The sequence below is a fragment of the Exiguobacterium sp. ZWU0009 genome (assembly GCF_000798935.2).
Classification (GTDB): domain Bacteria; phylum Bacillota; class Bacilli; order Exiguobacteriales; family Exiguobacteriaceae; genus Exiguobacterium_A; species Exiguobacterium_A acetylicum.
In genome coordinates this window covers 1,201,256-1,221,025 of the sequence record NZ_CP018057.1, presented here as the reverse complement: position 1 = coordinate 1,221,025, position 19,770 = coordinate 1,201,256, and the positions used below count along the sequence as shown (strand labels likewise).

Below are 19,770 nucleotides of genomic sequence, written 5' to 3'. Positions count from 1 at the left end.
CTGCCGAACGTCGATTGCCCTTATTTTTAGTCATTCTTTATCTTGCTGGTCTTCATCAGAAGGCTGGACATCGCCATCTTCATCAGAAGCGTGTGATAAATCGGGTGCTTCTTCACTCGAAGCATCGTCATCTGATCGTTCTGTTTTCTCAGCATCTTGTTCTTGCTCTTGATGCTTTGATTCTTTTTCCTCTTTTGAAGATTCCGGTACATCCGTATGGTCTTGCGGATCACGTCCGGCAATCTCATCCTTCGTCATGCGGTTCCCTGAAGTAATCGGATCCGTCTCTTTATCGTGTTGATTCGCCATTTGGCATCCCCCTTAAAATGTACTTGTTCCACATTTTAAAGTATTCCCGACTGAAGAACGATTAAACCTCGGCGTGCCCGCGAACGATGTCCTCGATGAGTAATTGTTCAATTGGCTGAGGGTGATGTACTTCATAGCCTTGCACATAAAGGTCCTCATCCAGCAGTTGAATCTGTTGGAGTTGAGACGCGGTCTCAACCTCTTGAATCACGAGCGCGATGTTCAGCACAGACGTCAACGAATGAACAGACCGAATCATCGAGCGCTCCAACTGATTTTGGACGAGGCGACGCGTAAAGATTGGATCAAGTTTGACCGCTTGAACAGGTAAACGCAATAACGAATTGAGTGATGCGTAATGACTTCCAAAATGATCGACGGTCAAACGATAGCCTGCTTGACGCAATTGTTCCAACCGGTTGATCGCAAAACGGCGACGTGTCTGCAGTACTTCTTCCCGAATTTCAAGAATGAGTCGTTCATTCGGGAAGTATGACTCCTCTGTCAGTCGGAGCAACTCGGAAAATAGTTGATCTGACTCGAACTGATTCGCCGACAGATTGACGGCGACGGAAATCTTACGACCAAACGTTTCTTCTAAACGACGTTGATCCAAGATTGCCTGACAGATCGTAAAGCGACCGATGTCCGGGAAAATTTCCATCTTCTCGGCAATCGGAATGAAATCCGTCGGACTGACGAAGCCAAGCACTGGGTGGTTCCAACGTAAAAGCGCTTCAACCGCGACATAATGTTTTTGTTTCGCATCGACGATCCATTGGTAATAAAGTTCGAACTGCCCTCGTTCAAGTGCATGCGACAACTCTGATTCAAGGACCGATGCAAATGGATGTTGCTCCGCATTTCGGTTCGGATTAACGAACGAGGTCCGTCGTTTCCCATCGTGTTTGACCTGTTGCATCAGCGCTTCTGCTGCGTAAATTTGTGTTTGACGGCTTGCCATGTCACCGGTCAGGAGACTGACGCCAGACGAAGCCGTCACGTGAATCGGTTCATCTGCGACACCAACGATCGGTTGCTCAATCGCTTCCGTGACGATACGGGCATATTCTTCTGCATGTTGCTCGAACTCCAGATCCTGTTCGATTGCTGCTAGGACAACGAATTCATTCCCGTCCATCCGCCCGACGACATGGTTCGGTAAAGGAACATACTTTAACCGGCTCGCGATTTCACGCAGTACTTCATTCCCTGCCCGGTATCCGTGCACTGCATTGATTGCATGAAAACGGTCCAGGTTCAACACCATCATGAAAGCGGGATGAATCGTCATACTCGAAATCAATCGATTCATATACCGTTCGTTGTAGACGTCTGTCAGTGCATCTTTGATGACATAGGTTTCGACGTTGATTGATTTACTGATAATATCCGCGTATCGTTCAACGAGCGCAACATCCTGTTCCTTGAAGTCAAATGGCTGATCGTCAAAGGCACATAACGTTCCGATTTTCTCGTTCTCCGCGTTTTTGATCGCCACCCCTAAAAAGCTACCGTTTCCAAGTGCTTTCGTGACCGGATGATTAACCGTCAATGGATCATTGAGCAATTCATTGATCGAGACCTTCCCATCCGTCTCATCGACGACCAGCTTACAGAGGACATGTTGGAAGACATGGGTCGAGCCTTCTTCGATCAACTGACGGTCTTGGTTGATTGCTTTAACGACAAAATTGCTGTAAGAATCGTTTAATGCAAAAAATAATGTATTGACGCCGATTTGTTCACTCAGTTTTTCAAGAATTTCTTCGACGAGTGGATGCAAAGCTTCATAACGAATGTGTGAGTTATTATTCACCGTGTCTTCCTCCTTTCTGGTTCTGTCGTGGTCATACGTCAACTGGAAGTTGAATGATGAAGGTACTACCTTTTCCTTCCGTCGATTGAACGGAAATCGCTCCTCCATGATCGAGCACGATCATTCGGCAAATCGCGAGCCCTAAGCCGGTTCCGCCGATTTTACGTGTATCCGAATTATCCGCTCTATAAAACTTATCAAAAATGTAAGGTAGGGCTTTCTCTGGTATACCGAGCCCTTCGTCCGAAATCTCAATCCGTAATTGATCCGATTGGTTTGACCCTTTGATCCGGATTGCGCCGCCCTCAGGCGAATATTTTATCGCATTCATGATTAGGTTCGTAAACAGTTGCTTCATCTTCTCACTGCTGGCTGATACCGTATAGTCTCCTGATTCGAACTGAACACTGATTCGGTGTGCCTGACTCGCAAGATCAAACATCGGCTTCATCTCGAATATCAACTGTTTCAAATCAAGCGGTTCTTTTTGCGTGCCGTGCGTCGAATCTTCCCCTTTTTGAATTTCCAGGATATCATTGATCAATTCCGCTAATCGAACGGTTTCCGAATGAATCGTCTGCAAATACCGCTTTTGGCGCTTCGGATCGACTTCTCGTTTCATCAGTAACTCCGTAAAGCCCATGATGGAAGAGAGCGGTGTCCGCAACTCATGCGATACGATCGAGACGAACTCTGCCTGTTTAAGATCGAGTTCCTTGTCTTTCGTCACGTCGCGTAAGACGAGCATCATTCCCCATTCAACGTTCGCGATCGCAATCCGTTCAGCGTAGGCACTGAGTAATAAGTTCCCACGAAACGCCGAGAGTTCGATTGTTTCTCCCGGAATATCCCCGTTCATTAGTTGACCGATATAGTCATGAAGTGCGTCCGGCTGATCGACATGTTCAAACAGCGACGTCGCCCGTTCATACGCATGACGGAATCCTTGCGCTTGATTGACGAGCTTCGGGGGAAACATGTTCAACAAGGCTTGGTTTGCATAAATCTGTTCTCCGCTACTCTCGATATATAGGACAGCTTCCCGAATCGAGTCCAGTAGCTGATACGTCTTGATTTTTTCATGCTCCATCTGATGGAACAACAGATGGCGCTCAAGCGTCATCCCGAGTTTTCGTGATAGATCAAGTAAGTCCCCGACTTGCTCTAGATTGAACTGAGCGAAGGCATGACGAACATAAAGCAATCCGACGACTTGTCCGTTGCTTGGAGACTGGACCGGGATTGCCGACTCGAACTGCTCACTGATTGGCAACTGAACCGATTTACGCATGACGAACGCCCGACGTAAGACCGAATATTGATCGAGATCTTTTTCGATCAGCTCCATCTCGTCGATGCCTTGCGCGACGAAATGATTCAATTGTTCACGACGGTACAAGAGGATGGCACCTTCTTTTACATCGAGCAGTTGCAACAGAATCGTCAGGACGGTCTCACAGGCCGCTTCGACATTTTGTGTCGCTAGCGCTTCCATGATTTCATTACGTTGCTTCAATTTCAGTTCGACTTCCCGTAAATTCTGTTGTAACCGATTGATTTCACGTTGATCGAGTGAAGTGAGTCGTGCCTCAGCTGATGCCGGAACCGTTCCTTGGCGCAATCGGTAAGGACGGTCCTTCGAGTGGTCGCGTAAAATTCGTTTCAACGTGCATCCTCCTTTCTGAATTCATTCCTGTTTCAAATTATAGCATGGTCCTTGCTGTATCAACAGTTCAAGTACATTCTTACTTATATGATGGTGTGCACTAATGCACGAAATGCTTCTTCAAATGCCCGATCCGCATCACGTGTCCGTTTTTTCGGTCCTTTCGTCCGTCCACCGGCTCGTCGGATTTGTTGTCCGACATGCCGTGTATGAAGTAATAAATCAATATTATCGTTCGTGAACTCACGACCGTTTTGGTCCATTGCGAGTCCTCCTCGCGCTAAGACGAGTGCTGCTAAACCGTAGTCTTGGGTCACGACGAGATCGCCACGTTTCATCCGATTGACGATTGCGTAATCGACAGCATCTGGACCTTGTCCGACCGTAATCGTCGTCGCCCCCTCCCGCATCATCTGGTGTGCTGTATCACAAACTAAAAAGACGTCACGTCCCTGTCGGTGTCGAACGACGAGATCGACAACGGGACATCCGTCCGCATCTACGAAAATAGACATCTGCATCCTCCCTTGTTGGTTCCACTATCAGTGTCACAAACCAAAAGATTTCTTGTCAAGTCGCGTTTCCCATTTGACCGTTTCTTCGTTCTTTCGGACAATGGAAAAGAGAGGATGTGTTGAAATGAACGCTGCGACGTTCCAATCTTTTTACCTGTTATTGAAAAAAACGAAACCCCCGGTCGGATTATTATCCGCCGCTGTTTCCGTCTCCGTCATCCAAGCACTGGCTGCCCTCGCCATTCCTTGGTTCTTAAAGACGTTGATTGACGGTTTTACAGTCGATCGACTGACTCCGCAGCTGATCAGTTTGTTCGTGATCGTCTTTGTCGTCCAAGTCGTCGCGAATGCTTTATCGATCTATTGGTTACAGATCGTCGGTCAACGAATCGTCGCTAATTTACGGACACTCCTATGGAAACACCTGTTGACCTTATCGATTCCGTTCTATGATGAGACGAAATCTGGTGAGCTTGTCTCCCGACTCAACAGTGACGCTACGACACTCCAGCAATTGCTGTCGGAGCAACTCGTCCGCCTGCTGACATCACTCGTTTCGATCATCGGAGCGATCACGATTCTGTTCTTCCTCGACTGGCAGATGACACTCGTCATGGTCATCGCTGTACCCGTGATGCTACTAATCATCATCCCGCTCGTGCGGAAGTTGCATAAGATATCTCGTGAGACTCAGAAGGAACTCGCGGGATTATCCGGTTTTTTTGCCGAGATGCTCGGTGAAGTCCGACTCGTCAAATCGCAAGCGACTGAATCCTATGAGCTCGACCGTGGGAAAACTCGCATTGAGAATCTTTATGGCTATGGCGTCAAGGAAGGACGAATCCAATCCCTTTTGTTGCCAATCTTTAACGTCACCTTGACGACGATGTTGATCTTGATCATCGGCTTTGGTGCCTACCGCGTCGCGACGAACCAGATCACAGCAGGTGAACTCGTCGCCTTCTCACTCTATTTGTTCCAAATCATGACGCCACTCGTGACGATGACTGAATTCATCACGAAGTTACAGAAGGCTCGCGGGGCGACAGAGCGAATCATCGAGCTTCTCGATGAGACACCGGAAGCACCTGGAGCGCTTGTTGCGCCGCGTCCGTTTACGGACGTCACGGTCGATCACCTATCATTCGGATACAATGAGACGCCCATCCTACAGGATGTCAGCTTTACGTTACCACGCGGCAAGACGACAGCGATCGTCGGTCCGAGTGGATCCGGGAAGACGACATTATTCGCGATACTGGAGCGATTCTATCAACCGACATCCGGACAGATTCGACTCGGAGATCAATCCATCGCTAATTTAACGCTATCGTCTTGGCGCCAAGCGATCGGTTATGTCGCCCAAGACTCCCCTGTTTTATCGGGAACGATCCGTGACAATCTCGTCTATGGTCTTGCGGAAGACGTCAGTGAAGACAAAATTCGTGAGGCTGCACGGATGGCGAATGCCGATACGTTCATTGAACGTTTTCCAGAGGGGTACGCAACTGAAATCGGGGAACGAGGTGTCAAGTTGTCTGGTGGTCAACGCCAACGGATTGCGATCGCACGTGCACTCCTCCGAGATCCGGAAATTCTATTGCTGGATGAAGCCACGTCAAGCCTCGACTCCGAGTCCGAGCGGGTCGTTCAGGAAGCACTCGAGCGATTGATGGTCGGACGGACGACGTTCGTCATCGCTCATCGTCTCGCGACAGTTCGTCATGCCGATCAAATTATCGTTCTTGAAGATGGTCGGATTTCCGGCATCGGGACACATGATCGTCTTGTCGTCGACAATCCATTGTATAATAAGCTCGTAACGCAACAATTCATCGGCACGGAACGTGCAAGGGGGAATCATGTATGAAGACAGTCGGTTTCATCGGATTAGGTGTCATGGGACAAGGCATGGTCCGCAATCTGCGCAAGGCAGGTTTTACAGTCAAAGGATACAATCGTACGAAAGAAAAAGGACTTGTCCTTGAAGCAGATGGTGTCGAAATCGTCGATACGATTCAAGACGTTGTCACGGATGTCGACGTCGTCATCTCAATCGTCGGTTATCCGCAAGACGTCGAGCAAATCTACTTCGAAGACGGAGTCCTCGACTATGCGTCACCCGGAACGATCCTGGTCGATATGACGACATCTAGTCCAGCTCTTGCAGAACGCATCGCGCAGGAAGCGGCAACACGCGGTCTTCAGGCACTGGACGCACCTGTCACAGGTGGTGACCTCGGTGCGAAGAACGGGACACTCGCTATTCTCGTCGGTGGTGAAGAAGCAGCGTTCGCGCTAGCGAAGCCATTATTCGAAGCGATGGGAAAATCGATTTCACTCTTCGGTGGTCCTGGTAAAGGACAATCAGCAAAACTCGCGAACCAAATCGCAATCGCCGGCTCAATGATCGGAACAGCGGAGATGCTGTTGTTCGTCACGCGGTCCGGGATTGATCCGACGCAGTTCATCGAGACGATCAAATCTGGTTCTGCCGGTAGCTGGAGTCTTGAGAACTTAATTCCACGCGTCATCGCTGAAAACTACTCACCTGGTTTCTTCGTCAAACACTTCATCAAGGATATGCGGCTTGCTCTCGAACGCGGCGCTGAGATGGGCATCGCGACACCTGGTCTCGCACTGACGAAGGATTTATATGAACAACTTGCTGAGCTGGGTCACGCCGATTCCGGTACACAAGCGCTTTATCTGTTGCTCGCTGAACGTTCACGCGCTTCGGTAGAATGAGCAAAAAGCCTGTACATTACGTCAGTCGACGTAGCGTACAGGCTTTTTTGGTTCATCCCTCGACGGATGATTGACGTGTTGGTTTCAAGCGTTCATAGAAGTGTGCCATCGTCGTATCGAAATACGGCGTCAAGAAGATGACACCCACAGTACTAAGTAGTGCAAGGATACCCCAGCCGATGAAACTCAAGTAAAGCATGATCAATTCACGCTTATGCCCTTTCATCATCCGACGACTCTCACCGAGGACTTGCCAAAACGACAATTCTGGTCGGTCGACCAAAATGTACGGGACGAGGCGATACGCTAGATAAAAGTACAATGCCGGTAAAATCAAAAATGATCCGACATACACCAATACCGTCACGATTGCATACGCAGCAATCGTCCGGAAAGCACGTCGAAACGAAGAAAACCCTTCGAATAACGTTCCGATACCGGCAGACTCCCCGCGTGTGAAGCGTAAGTAAGCAATCGTTCGTCCAACCGTCACCGGAGCAAGCACGATCGTTACGACCATGTTCAGTCCGATGAAACGGACCATGCTGTCGATGTCATCTTGTTCAAAGGACATCCGGCTTGCTGCAAGCGCAAAGATAAGGAAGTAGATGATCGAGATGCTTAGCCCGACCAGCCAACGTCCTTTTAGTGTACCAAGGGCGTCTTGTTTTAATTGTTTAGGGTTCATGTCGTACTCCTTCATTTCCACTATTTCCATCTTTGATTCTAGCGTAGTCCCGTTGAAAAACCTAGTTATCCCGCTCTGCTTTTCAAACGCGTCACGGAATCGTCGAAAATCCGTCACGAACACATACAAAAAAATCCATTTCTCTCATCTCATAAGATTTGAAAAATGGATTCGTGCGGTATAGGATTAGCGCAGAAGTCGCGTCAATGCCTCAACACGTTCTTTTTGAATGATACCGTCTTGTAAGACAGCGGATCCCACATGTAGTTCCGATGCCTTCGTCGCCTCAAGAAGTGCTTCCGCATTCTCAAGCGTAATCCCGGAACCTGGTAAGATAATCAAGTCCGGATGGTCCTCGATCAAGCGCGCGATTGTCTCTTTTCCTTCTAACGCCGTCGCTTGACCACCCGACGTCAAGATCCGGTCGACTTCTGGAAAATCAGCGAGCACTTCTGCCGCTTCGAGAATATCGCGACTACTGTCGATTGCTCGGTGGAACGTCAATGACAGTTCCCCTTTATGTTTGATGATTCGACCAAGGAAGCCTTCGTCGACGCGACCATCTGCGGTCAATGAGCCGACGACGATCCCGGCAGCACCGAGTTCTCGGATCAAGTCGATATCCGTGATGATCGTTTCTTCGTCTGATTTCGAATAGACGAACGACTTACTATGTGGTCGAACGAGGACGTAAACTGGAATCTCGACCGTCGAGACGACTTGACGAATCAGTCCATAGCTCGGCGTCAACCCACCTTCGGATAATGCGGAAACGAGCTCGATCCGGTCCGCTCCGGCTTGTTCTGCTGCGACCGCTTCTTCTACGGTCGATGCGATGATTTCTAACATGATACATCCCTCCCGCATCAGTGTATCATGAGACGACCATCCAGTTCACGCGTTCGTTGAACAGTTTCATCTCCCACGATGGTGGATAGGAGGCTGGACTGAGGACGATCTTCGCACGTCGGAACTCTGCCACCTTATATTTACGATTGCCCTGGAATTCATCATTCGCCAAGAAGGCATAAACGTCTTTCGTACAACTGATGACGGCTTTTTGAATCAGCGAGGATTCAATATCATCGCTGACGAAGCCACGCTCGATTTCGGCACCGTCAAACGATAGAAAACAGGCATCAAAAGCGTAGGCATCGAGCGCCTGCAAGACTTCGACTCCGACCGTCTGCCCATAGGCATCGACCGTCCCACCAAGTAACCGAATTTCACCTTTGAACGGTCCCGTCTTGCGGCACTGCTCCAAGTGACTAGCGACCACTAGTGAGTTCGTGACGATCGTCGCGTTCCCCGTTAAATACGGCAACAGATGCTCGACCGGCTCGCCTCGACCAAGAAAGATACAGGAATAATCGCTGAGCCATCCTTTCGCATAACGCGCTAAACGGCGAGACAACTGATCCGTCCGACGCGAGATCGGTGTTTCTCGTTTTCCTCCTTGATAGATGGCACCGCCATAGACGCGCTTCAACTGCCGTTCCCGTTCGAGCTCCTCTAAGTAGCGTCGTACCGTTTCTCCCGAGACATCGAGACGTTCGATCAAATCCTTCGTCATGACTTTCCCTTCCTCTTCCAGCCATTCCATGATGCGTGATTTCCGCTCTTCTCCTAACAACGACACGTGCGCTTCCCCCTTCACAGACAAGTTCTAGTTCTAGTGTATCGAACATCTGTAAAGGTCTTGTAAATCCGATGTAAATAAACGTGTAGTTCCTATGAAATGTCGTTGAATTCGTCCGTTATCCGACTTTTTCCACAAACAAAAGACGCATCCGCATCTCAATGAACGAGATGTAGATGCGTCTTAATGACTCATTCAGACGGTTTCTTTGCAAAGAGTGGAATCTTAGACTCTGTACCTTGGCGAATCCGTTGGATGTTCTCGCGGTGCTTGAAGATGACGAACAAGGCAAGAACCGTAAAGAACGTCGGAACGATCCAGTCGTTCGTCAAGACACCAATCGTGATGGAAACAACGATTCCGACACTTGCTGCCACGATTGAACTGAGCGACACCATCCGGCTCAGACGAAGTGTCGTCAAAAAGGAAACGAGCAGGAAGATGAACAGAACAGGGCTCGTCACGAGCAACATTCCACCTGACGTTGCAACTGCTTTTCCACCTTTGAACTTCGCGAAGATCGGATAGATGTGACCGATGACAGCTGCTAGTCCAGCAAACAACGGATGTATATCTGCTCCCATCAAGATGGGAACGAGACTTGCGACGGCTCCTTTTCCGAAATCACCGATCAATACGATGATTCCCGCCTTTTTTCCCAAGACACGGAACGTATTCGTCGTTCCGAGATTCCCGCTACCATGTTGGCGAATGTCCATCCCGTGTCCCCACTTCCCGACAAGAAGTGCGAACGGTATCGAACCAAGCAGATAGCCAAGAACTAAAATCCCTATGATTTCAATCATAGTCAACCTCCAACCTCTTAGTGACCGACTTTCATATATTCCTCAAGAGTCTGTCCGTTATTTTTAATTTGTGTCGCGACATCGACACCGACATAACGAATGTGCCATGGCTCATACGTATAGCCTGTCCGTGATTGGAAGCCACGATCGTAGCGAACGATGAAACCATATTTCGCTGCGTTATTCGCAATCCATTTCCCTTCTTTCGTATCACCAAGAGCAGCCGTTAACCCGTTACCAACGCTTGGTGCTGAAATATCGAAAGTGAGACCCGTCTGGTGCTCACTATGACCAGGACGTGCTGAATATTGATCAGCAGCTGCCTTGCCATCACGTGCGACATAATTATTATACAATACTTTTTGACGTTCGCCTGAACGGAATCCACTGACAGCGTTTAATGTCACGCCTTCTTTTTTAGCAGCGGCAAACATCTTTTCCATCTGTTTCGCAGCTGGCGCCCGCATGTAGCTCTGCTCAAGTACACCTGAGTATGAGAAGCTGACGTTTGGTACGACGAGATCCGATGGTTTGTAGTCGATCGGTAAGCTGTATTTCTTATTGACGACGACGAGATTACCAAGTGATAGATCTGCTTTGGCATCTGCTGATTTATCAACGTCCGGTGTCTCATCTTCTGGTTTCGACGGTTTCTCTTGTTCTGGATCCTGAGACGAACTGTCCGGTTTATCCGTCGATTCATCTTTTTTGTCCTCTGTTTTGTTCTCTGAAGCTGGTGTATCGTCTTTTTGTTCTTCTTCTTTTTTCGTTTCATCTGAAGATTCTTGATTTTCTTGCGTTGCATCAGACGAATTGTCTTCTTGTTTTGCTTCTTCTGACGTATCGTCTTTTGTTGTTTCGTCTGTTTTGTTTGTTTCTTCTTTGTTCGTGTCTTTTGCTGTGTCTTCTTTTTTCGTTTCGTCGTTTGATTGTTTTGTCTCATCTGATTTCTGTTCCGTTTTCGTTGTATCATCCGCTTGTTGATCCCCAGGATTACATCCTGCAAGGAGAAGCGCTAACGTACTGACGGTTACGATTTTTTTCATGAGTAAGACCCCTCTTCTTTTTATGCTTCTCTATGTTACCGCTAATCGTTCCATCCGTCGAGTCTACTTCCGACAGATGGAGTAAGTCCCTACCTTACTTCAGCTTCTTTATTTTCGCAAATGATCCTGACTTTGTCATCGGTCGTTAGTACCAAGTGCTAAATTTTACTGTTCAGACTGAAATAAAAGAAAAAAGCGGAACCGATTCAAAAATCGATCCCGCTTTTGTTGTATCGCTTCACGCTTCCGTTAAGAGTGCTGCGTCCGTCTCACTCATCTTCTCATAAATTTCGTGCCAGTTCGGGAACACCTTCGGCAAGCGAATCGGTCGGAAGTTTTCCTTCTTGACGACGACGTGTGTCGTCTTCGCCGATACTGCAAGTTTCCCGTCCGGATGTTTGACTGTATAGCCATAAATCGTTCGTAGTCCATCGTAATGATCAATCCAGACTGTGACGACCGCTGTATCACCGTACGTCAACGAGCGTTTGTAATCGAGATTGACATTCGTGACCGGGGAGACATATCCCGCATCTTCCATCTCCTTGTAATCAAGACCCAAGGACTGGATTAATTCTGTCCGCGCCAATTCCAAATAGACGAGATAGTTCGAATGATAGACGATGCCCATCATGTCCGTCTCGGCGTACCGGACAGGTATTTCAATCGTGTGCATGTAGCTTCCCCCTTAAAAATCCTCTTTTTCAAGATAGGACCATTCTGAACCGGACAAGCTAACTTTGTCAATTAATCGCATCGATTGTTTCGCAATCGCCTGTTCAACGATCGTGATCGCCGCCCGTGCGTTTCCGTTCGGAACGACATCAATCTTCTCGGTAAGCGTCAACCGTGCGTCCTCCGTCAGCTCGTATCCGAAACGTGCCGCGTATCCTTCAATGATTTGAATCAACTCGTCTGGCGAATAATCCGGGAAGTGGAATGATCGCTTGAAGCGTGATTTCAATCCTGGATTACTCGCGAGCAAGGCGTTCATCTGTTGCTCGTAACCCGCAAGGACGACGACGAGATTATCTTGGTGTTTCGTCATCTCATCCACGAGCGTATCAATCGCTTCCTTCCCAAAGTCGTTCGCTCCACCGTTTAACGCATACGCTTCATCGATGAATAAGACACCACCCAGCGCATCGCGAATTGCGTCTCGCGTCTTTTGCGCCGTTTGTCCGACGTAACCGGAGACGAGATCCGCCCGGCTGACGACTTTCAAGTGTCCGCGTTTTAAATAACCGCATTGTCGTAAGACATCGGCATAGAGCTGCGCGACGGTTGTCTTTCCGGTTCCGCTATTGCCGCTAAAGACCGCATGTAGTTCGACCGGTAAGACTTTATAACCGGCTTCCCGGCGACGTTTTTGCATCGACAACAGAGCTTCAATCTGTTTGAGTTCATCTTTGAGATCAGACAATCCGACGAGCGAAGCGATCCGCTCCTCAACGGTTGCATCCGGTTCTTGGACCATCTCAAAATCTTCTTGTTCGAGTAAGGCAAAGTCTTCATGACTGGCACTCTCTCCAAGGCTCGCACCCTTCTTGAAGATGGCATCGAGCACGATATTGCGAACAGCGCGTCCGTTTCCGAAACTGGCGTCGACGCGTTCCCGCTCAAGCCGTCCGAGTAATGCCCGCTCCGCTTGTTCCGTCAAGACATAATCGTTCGCGGTCGCGATCGAGCGTCCGATGGCGAGCAGCTCCTGATCCGTATAGTCGGCGAGTAGATAATGATTCGATTCCGGAAAACGACTCCGCAGTCCAGGGTTCGCCTTCAGAAAGTCACGCATCTCTTCTGGGTAACCAGCAAGCACGACCGCAAATCGCCCTGCATATTCCCCACTCGTCATCGCTGCGACGAGCGTATCGATCGCGGCCTGACCATAATCGTTCCCACTTTGTCCGGCACGTTTTAAGGCATAGGCTTCATCGATGAAGAGCACCCCTCCGACGGCTTCGCGGACTTTACTCATGACCTGTTCTTCCGTCTGACCGACGAACGCACCGACAAGCGATGAACGATCCGTCTCGACGACTTCCGGTCGTTCGAGTAATCCGAGCTCGTGATAGATCTTTGCCATCAAACGGGCAAGCGTCGTCTTTCCGGTTCCAGGGTTCCCCATGAAGATCATGTGTAGGGATGGTTGATCGCTTGAACGGTAGCCATCTTCCGATCGTTTCTGTTGATACTTCAAGAAGCGATACATATGATGAACCCGTTGTTTGATGTCTTCGAGACCAATCATCGCGTCAAGTTCCTCGAGTGCTGAGCGTTCGACTTGTTTGCTTTCGACGGGGAGCAAAGCGACGACACGTTTGAGATCCTGGATCGTCGTCGCTTTCAGTTCCGTCATCTCGCGGAACGCTTCCCGGGAATAGAAACGCTCTTGTAAGCTGTCGACGAATGTCTGCGCTGTCTGTTCAAGCGTGGCACTTGAACGCAATAATGCCGTTCCAGCCTCGAACAGTTCCGTCCAGCGTCCGGCATCCAACCGACGAAGTCGTTCCGTCAGTTCGACGATTTGTTCCGTCTCCTCGACGATTTGACTTGCTTGGAGGATCAGTTCCTTCGTCGCCGATCGTTTGGCGTTCGCATTGTCCGTCTCGCGAATCGTCGGAAACGTATGCGCGACAAGACGCTGATACGTACTTTGTAATTGTTGTTCCGTCAACAGCTGCTCAAGACGGGCTGGCAGGCGGCCATGCTGACGGATTTCTTGCATCCAGCTCTCAGCTAAGGCATCCAGTCGTCCCGTCATGATATAGCGATGCTCGACAAGTAATGCCAAGATGCGGACGAGTGCTTCCGTTTCGCCAAGCAACCGGCTACTTTGGGCATAACGTAAGGCGAGCACCTCCTCGACCTTCGCGCCCTCTTCCCACGCTTTGATTTGATTGAACATCTCCTCTTTCGAGAATGCTTCCATGTTGAACCTCCTGCGTCTCGAAAAAACCGACTTTGTCCGCTACCGTTTCGTAGCGTCATCGCCGGTCGTTTCTTGTTTATTTTGCTTTTAACCAATCCGGATCGAACGTATCGATCGTTTCAAAACTCTTCATTTTGACAGAGTAGAACAATTTACCGTTATTGCGTGACTCCGCACCGAGTACTTTCGAACGGTCGGAAGCGACATAATACGTTGCTTGTTCTTGGTTGTTTTCTTTATCGAAGATCGATGGATATTGTTTGATCCATTCTTCTGGTACCGTGCTTGACGGTTCTTTTTTCACATACACGTCCGCTGCCATTCCGGCGATGTCCGCTTCTCCCTCGACTTGTCCAAAGTCACCTTTGTTAATGAAAGCGAGGATCTGTTCGTTGAAGCCACGTGAGAGGAATGGGCGCGGCGCACTGACACTTTTGCCAGCTTTCGTCTCATTGACTAACTTCCCTGTCGCATCATACTCACGGAACATCGTCCCGTTCCAGATCGCAAGCGATCCTTTTGACGGACCGTCTACGACTTCTGTCCGGAAATGACCTTTGTCATTAAAGACGACTTCATACGTGCGTGATTCAAGTTCATCTTTTTTCGTCGCGAGTTTCTTCTCAACATATTGAATGCGTGTCATCGTATAAAACGGTTTGACCGTCGCGGCTTTTTCATCGCTTGCAGTCTGCGTCTTGTTCAAGAGATAAAAATTGTAGGCAAGGAGGATCGCCATTGCCACGATTGCTACTGCAATCCACGTGCTCGTTCGTTTCGTCATGCCATGTACACCTTCCTAGCTCAAGTCTCTATTCCTTATCATCGTATCGGTTTTATAAGGAGAATACAAAGGGTTTGTCCGAGATTTCACGATTTCTGACTAAATTCGTCAGACTTTTGAACAAATCAGAAAACGGTCAGGACAACAAAAAAGGCGAACCGAATGAATTCGGTCCACCCTTGATTACGTTTATGCTTCCTTCGGCGTCAGCGAGACGATCATCGACTCATCGACCAAATAATAGCTATGATGCGGCATTTCGCGCAAATAGCCATCCTGAAACAACATCGCGCAGTCGACTTGGAACGTCTTGCTATATGGTTTCAACGGGAGTTTCTTCACCCGGTCAAAATAGCGATCGACGGCGACTTGGACATGATCCATCTCATAGACGAGTTCCCGATCTTTTGCCTCCATGATGGTGAATGTCTCACGCGACATGTAAAACACTTGTGTCGAACGTGCTTTCAAATACGGCTCCAGCTGTTTTAAATCGACTCGCTGCTCATCATCCAGAAGTACCGTCCGATTCGTCCCTTTCGGTAGTTCGGATTCAAAGGCATGCGTCGCTTGTTTGACTTCATCAAGCGTCACGTCACGCATCGGCAACGGCTGGTCTTCCTTCGGTTGAAACCACTTCTTGAATCGGTTCACCTTTTTCCTCCTCTCGTCAAAAAAAGGTGGGGTTTCCCCCACCTTTGATTAGACAACTTATGCTTGTTGGAGACGCTCACGAAGGACCATTGGAAGGATCCCGCCGTGACGGTAGTAATCGATGTCGACTTCTGAATCGAAACGAGCAATCGCTTCGAATTCAGTGACTTTTCCACCTGCCGCTGTTGCCGTGACTTTAACGATGTCACGTGGACGAACAGACTCATCGATTGCGATGCTGATTGCTTCTTCACCTGTTAAACCAAGTGTTTCAGCTGTTGTGCCTGCCACGTATTGAAGTGGAAGAACACCCATCATGACGAGGTTTGAACGGTGAATCCGCTCGAAGCTCTCCGCGATGACGGCTTTGACGCCGAGCAAGTTCGTTCCTTTGGCTGCCCAGTCACGTGAAGAACCCATACCGTAGTCTTTACCAGCGAGGATGACGAGACCTGTACCATCTTCTTTGTACTTCATCGCAGCATCGTACATCGCCATTGTTTCGCCTGTTGGCCAGTACGTCGTGAAGCCACCTTCTGTACCTGGTGCGACTTGGTTACGGATCCGGATGTTCGCGAACGTTCCGCGCATCATGATTTCGTGGTTACCACGACGTGAACCGTATGAGTTGAAGTCTTTCGGTGCAACCCCTTTGTTGACGAGGTATTGACCGGCTGGTGTCGTTTTCGAGAATGAACCCGCTGGTGAGATGTGGTCCGTTGTGACTGAATCAGCGAACTTACCGAAGACACGGAGTCCGTTGAGTGCTTCGACTTGACCAGCTTCCTTCGCCAAGTTCTCGAAGAACGGTGGGTTTTGGATGTACGTCGACTCACCGTCGAAGTCGTACTGATCGCCTGTTGGCACGTCAAGGTTGTTCCAACGTTCGTTTCCTGTGAAGACTGAATCGTATTCTGCACGGAAGCTTTCTGGTGTGACGACCGTGTTGATGATCGTTTGGATCTCATCACGTGAAGGCCAGATGTCAGCAAAGAAGACTTCTTGTCCGTCTTTGCCTGTTCCGAGTGACGCGTTCATGATATCGACGTCGACTGTTCCTGCAAGTGCATACGCGACGACGAGTGGCGGTGAAGCCAAGTAGTTCGCTTTGACGAGCGGGTGGACACGACCTTCGAAGTTACGGTTTCCGGAGAGGACAGACGAAACGAGTAAGTCTGAACCGAGGATCGCGTCTTCGACAGCGCGGTCGAGTGGACCGGAGTTACCGATACATGTCGTACAGCCGTAACCGACTGTGTTGAAGCCGAGTTCGTCAAGGTACGTTTGGAGTCCTGATTTCTCGAGGTAATCCGTAACGACCTTCGATCCTGGCGCAAGTGATGTCTTGACGTATTTTGGAACCGATAGACCGAGTTCGATCGCTTTTTTCGCGACGAGTCCCGCACCGATCATGACGTATGGGTTTGATGTGTTCGTACAGCTCGTGATCGCAGCGATTGCGACGTCACCCGTACGCATTTCAACTGCTTCGTCTTCGAACTGAACGACAGCGACTTTGTTCGCTTCTTCTTCCGCTAAGCCGAATCCAGCGTTTCCTTGTGGAGCCGTTAACGCTGTTTTGAATGATGTATGCACATCCGTCAAATCGATCCGGTCTTGTGGACGTTTTGGTCCAGCAAGGGCAGGAACGATTGTTGAAAGATCGAGTTCGACTGTTTTCGTGAATGTTGGATCTTCGTTTTGTGGTGTGTAGAACAAACCGTTTGCTTTCGAGTAGTTCTCGACTTTTTCGATCAATTCTTCATCGCGACCTGTCAGACGAAGGTACGTCAATGTTTCTGTGTCGACTGGGAAGAACCCACATGTCGCACCGTATTCTGGTGCCATGTTCGCGATTGTTGCCCGGTCAGAAAGTGACATCAAGTGGAGTGATGGACCGAAGAACTCGACGAATTTACCTACGACGTTCTCTTGACGTAGCATTTCCGTTACACGAAGGGCAACGTCTGTTGCTGTCGTTCCTGGGTGCATCTCACCTGTGATGCGTACGCCGATGACTTCAGGTACTGGGAAGAATGACGGCTGTCCGAGCATGCTCGCTTCCGCTTCGATCCCACCGACTCCCCAACCGAGGACGCCGAGACCGTTGATCATCGTCGTATGTGAGTCTGTTCCGACGAGTGTATCCGGATACACATCAACTGTACCGTCTGCTGTTTCCTTTTCAAGGACGACAGATGCCAAGTACTCGAGGTTAACTTGGTGGACGATCCCTGTTGCTGGTGGTACGGCACGGTAGTTATCGAATGCCGATGTCGCCCAGCGAAGTAATTTGTAACGCTCTTCGTTACGTTCGAATTCGAGATCCATATTTTCTGCAAGTGCTCCAGCAAAACCGTAAGCATCGACTTGAACCGAGTGGTCAACGACGAGGTCGACTGGTACTTCTGGGTTGATGACCGATGGGTCTCCACCGAGATCTTGCATCGCTTTACGAAGTGACGCGAGGTCAACGACCGTTGGAACACCTGTGAAATCCTGAAGGATGACGCGTGACGGTTTGAACGGAACATCGACATCGTTCGAAACTTGAGCTGTTCCCCATTTCGCCAAGTTCTCGACGTGTTCACGTGTGATCGAACGACCATCTTGTTGACGAAGCACTGACTCGAGTAGGACACGAATCGAGTATGGAAGACGTTTGACTTCTGTCAATCCGAGTTCTTCCAATTTTTCAAGACTATAGTACTGATAATTCTTACCGTTTGCTTCAAACGAACGGCGTGCGCCAAAGATATCTTGCGACACATCTGTTTGCTTCATGGTGATTCCCCCTTTAAGTGTTCACGACATCAAGCCCCTGATACCGCTTACTTGTACAGTTCTATCATAGTATAATATGGATTCCGTTACAATTTGAAAGAACAAAAGACTTTCGATAAGTTTTACTTATTGCCGATATTAAAAAATTATTCTGTTGTCCTGTTTTTTTCATATTTCCAGTCTCGCGTTTCCATTTAGAATGTTCAGGGTACTTAAAAAGTGTAGTACGATAACCGATTCTTGTGGAGGCGTTTATTATGGCGAAATATAAAAGCGATGCAACGCACGTCATTACGACAATCATTTTTAGTGATGTAGAAAAAGCAAAAACAGGCTTTGCGATGATTAAGGATCTCGAAGCAATCAAGGAAATCGAGATGGATCAGATGGTTCTCGCAAAACGTGACGAAGCAGAGGGCTTCTCTTTCATCGATGCGATCGACTTCACACAACAGGACCAATCCTTCAAAGGTTCATTGATTGGCATGGCGATTGGTGTCGTCGGTGGTCCGTTCGGTATGCTCGTCGGTTCCGTTGCTGGTTACTTGATCGGAGCGAACCGGGATGAGAAGAATGAACGGGAGTCGTTTGATTTATTCAACCGGACGCTGAATCAAATCGATCCCGACCATTACGGTGTCATCTTGATCAGTGAGGTCAACGAAGATTCAGAAGCCGTCAATGCGATCGCTGCTGAACTCGGAGCGACAATTCGCCGGACAGGTGAGACATTGCCGGATGGTACGGTCTAATCAAATCAGAGTTGTCTCCTTTACGTTCTCGTTTTAAACGGGAACGTTTTTTAATTCGTGGATCACCTGTTTTGCTGCTTCCTGCGTCGTGTCTGAATCGACTTTCTGTAAAGAATTGTGTTGCACGGATATGAGGATATTTTTGTAGCTGATGATGAGGAGCTCACCGTAATCACCGTTTGATTGATATTGAATCAGATCATTGCCTATGTATCGATCCGTATACGCAAAATGGATCGCTAATTGCGTATCTTGCTTCTTGTTTTCAAAATAAAGTGCCTCCTGTGTCGAGGACGTGTCAATCGTTCCGTCAACCGTTAACCAACGTCTCTTCCCAAAACTCAAGGATTGATCCACAGCTGTAAAGTCTGCACCTATCGTGCTTCTCTTCAACTGAAACTGATCCATCTTCAAGTGTTCATCCATATGCTTGAACAGCTTTTCATACTGAACAGGATTTAAGATGGGATGTTTCGTCTGATTCGTCTTCTGATCCGTATGAGTAGTGGTTTTGACTACTTTTTTCTGTTCCGTCGTGACCGCCTCATCCGTGCATCCAGCAATTAAAAACACACTTGAAAACAGAATTAACATAGTCCCCTTATAGTTCATACTGTATCCTCCCATA

General features: G+C 48.7%; 18 protein-coding genes. 3 read left to right on the top strand and 15 right to left on the bottom strand.

The features are described from left to right. Positions 1 to 30 precede the first annotated feature (30 nt). From L985_RS06210 to L985_RS06195, 4 genes are all read right to left on the bottom strand, one after another. Positions 31 to 309, bottom strand: a complete 279-nt coding sequence (locus L985_RS06210) for a hypothetical protein (RefSeq protein WP_029341290.1) — start codon at positions 307 to 309, stop codon at positions 31 to 33. 61 nt (positions 310 to 370) lie between these two features. Then, a complete protein-coding gene (locus L985_RS06205) occupies positions 371 to 2,128 on the bottom strand; it encodes an EAL domain-containing protein (RefSeq protein WP_235609864.1) in 1,758 nt (585 codons plus the stop codon). Between the two features lie 31 nt (positions 2,129 to 2,159). Further along, positions 2,160 to 3,794, bottom strand: coding sequence for an ATP-binding protein (locus L985_RS06200; protein ID WP_231925601.1), 1,635 nt, complete (start codon positions 3,792 to 3,794; stop codon positions 2,160 to 2,162). 83 nt (positions 3,795 to 3,877) lie between these two features. Then, positions 3,878 to 4,309 carry a YaiI/YqxD family protein gene (locus L985_RS06195; RefSeq protein WP_029341287.1) on the bottom strand — a complete coding sequence of 144 codons (432 nt, stop codon included), beginning with the start codon at positions 4,307 to 4,309 and terminating at the stop codon, positions 3,878 to 3,880. 124 nt (positions 4,310 to 4,433) lie between these two features. Between L985_RS06195 and L985_RS06190 the strand changes: the two genes are divergently transcribed. Both L985_RS06190 and L985_RS06185 read left to right on the top strand, forming a co-directional pair. After that, a complete protein-coding gene (locus L985_RS06190; protein ID WP_084642212.1) occupies positions 4,434 to 6,179 on the top strand; it encodes an ABC transporter ATP-binding protein in 1,746 nt (581 codons plus the stop codon). Beyond that, entirely contained in the window at positions 6,176 to 7,057 is an 882-nt protein-coding gene (locus L985_RS06185) for an NAD(P)-dependent oxidoreductase (protein WP_047391245.1), read from the top strand. Before L985_RS06190 ends, L985_RS06185 begins: the two co-directional genes overlap by 4 nt. A 52-nt stretch (positions 7,058 to 7,109) precedes the next feature. Here L985_RS06185 and L985_RS06180 read toward each other — a convergent pair whose 3' ends face one another. The 10 genes from L985_RS06180 to acnA all read right to left on the bottom strand — a co-directional run bounded on the left by L985_RS06180 (position 7,110) and on the right by acnA (position 18,390). Continuing rightward, entirely contained in the window at positions 7,110 to 7,745 is a 636-nt protein-coding gene (locus tag L985_RS06180; protein ID WP_047391242.1) for a DUF975 family protein, read from the bottom strand. Between the two features lie 186 nt (positions 7,746 to 7,931). Next, a complete protein-coding gene (locus tag L985_RS06175) occupies positions 7,932 to 8,594 on the bottom strand; it encodes a copper homeostasis protein CutC (RefSeq protein WP_047391237.1) in 663 nt (220 codons plus the stop codon). 25 nt (positions 8,595 to 8,619) lie between these two features. Then, the gene (locus tag L985_RS06170; protein ID WP_047391234.1) at positions 8,620 to 9,384 is read right to left on the bottom strand and encodes a DeoR/GlpR family DNA-binding transcription regulator; all 765 of its coding nucleotides are present in this window, start codon (positions 9,382 to 9,384) and stop codon (positions 8,620 to 8,622) included. Positions 9,385 to 9,575: 191 nt separating this feature from the next. After that, positions 9,576 to 10,190, bottom strand: a complete 615-nt coding sequence (gene plsY, locus L985_RS06165; protein WP_029341281.1) for a glycerol-3-phosphate 1-O-acyltransferase PlsY — start codon at positions 10,188 to 10,190, stop codon at positions 9,576 to 9,578. A 17-nt stretch (positions 10,191 to 10,207) separates the two neighbouring features. Beyond that, complete coding sequence (locus L985_RS06160; protein ID WP_029341280.1) at positions 10,208 to 11,236, bottom strand: M15 family metallopeptidase; 1,029 nt, start codon at positions 11,234 to 11,236, stop codon at positions 10,208 to 10,210. A 238-nt stretch (positions 11,237 to 11,474) separates the two neighbouring features. Next, entirely contained in the window at positions 11,475 to 11,912 is a 438-nt protein-coding gene (locus L985_RS06155) for an acyl-CoA thioesterase (RefSeq protein WP_023467801.1), read from the bottom strand. Positions 11,913 to 11,924: 12 nt separating this feature from the next. Beyond that, entirely contained in the window at positions 11,925 to 14,168 is a 2,244-nt protein-coding gene (locus tag L985_RS06150) for an AAA family ATPase (RefSeq protein ID WP_047391232.1), read from the bottom strand. 76 nt (positions 14,169 to 14,244) lie between these two features. Next, on the bottom strand, positions 14,245 to 14,952 hold the full coding sequence (locus L985_RS06145) for a hypothetical protein (RefSeq protein ID WP_029341277.1): 708 nt from the start codon (positions 14,950 to 14,952) through the stop codon (positions 14,245 to 14,247). A gap of 189 nt (positions 14,953 to 15,141) precedes the next feature. Beyond that, positions 15,142 to 15,606 carry a DUF3939 domain-containing protein gene (locus L985_RS06140; protein ID WP_029341276.1) on the bottom strand — a complete coding sequence of 155 codons (465 nt, stop codon included), beginning with the start codon at positions 15,604 to 15,606 and terminating at the stop codon, positions 15,142 to 15,144. A 57-nt stretch (positions 15,607 to 15,663) separates the two neighbouring features. Then, positions 15,664 to 18,390 carry an aconitate hydratase AcnA gene (acnA, locus tag L985_RS06135; protein WP_047391228.1) on the bottom strand — a complete coding sequence of 909 codons (2,727 nt, stop codon included), beginning with the start codon at positions 18,388 to 18,390 and terminating at the stop codon, positions 15,664 to 15,666. A 257-nt stretch (positions 18,391 to 18,647) separates the two neighbouring features. On the opposite strand from acnA, the gene L985_RS06130 reads away from it, so the two are divergent. Continuing rightward, positions 18,648 to 19,142, top strand: a complete 495-nt coding sequence (locus L985_RS06130; protein WP_029341274.1) for a hypothetical protein — start codon at positions 18,648 to 18,650, stop codon at positions 19,140 to 19,142. 33 nt (positions 19,143 to 19,175) lie between these two features. On the opposite strand, the gene L985_RS06125 is transcribed toward L985_RS06130, so the two are convergent. Beyond that, complete coding sequence (locus L985_RS06125) at positions 19,176 to 19,754, bottom strand: hypothetical protein (protein ID WP_047391225.1); 579 nt, start codon at positions 19,752 to 19,754, stop codon at positions 19,176 to 19,178. Positions 19,755 to 19,770 lie beyond the last annotated feature (16 nt).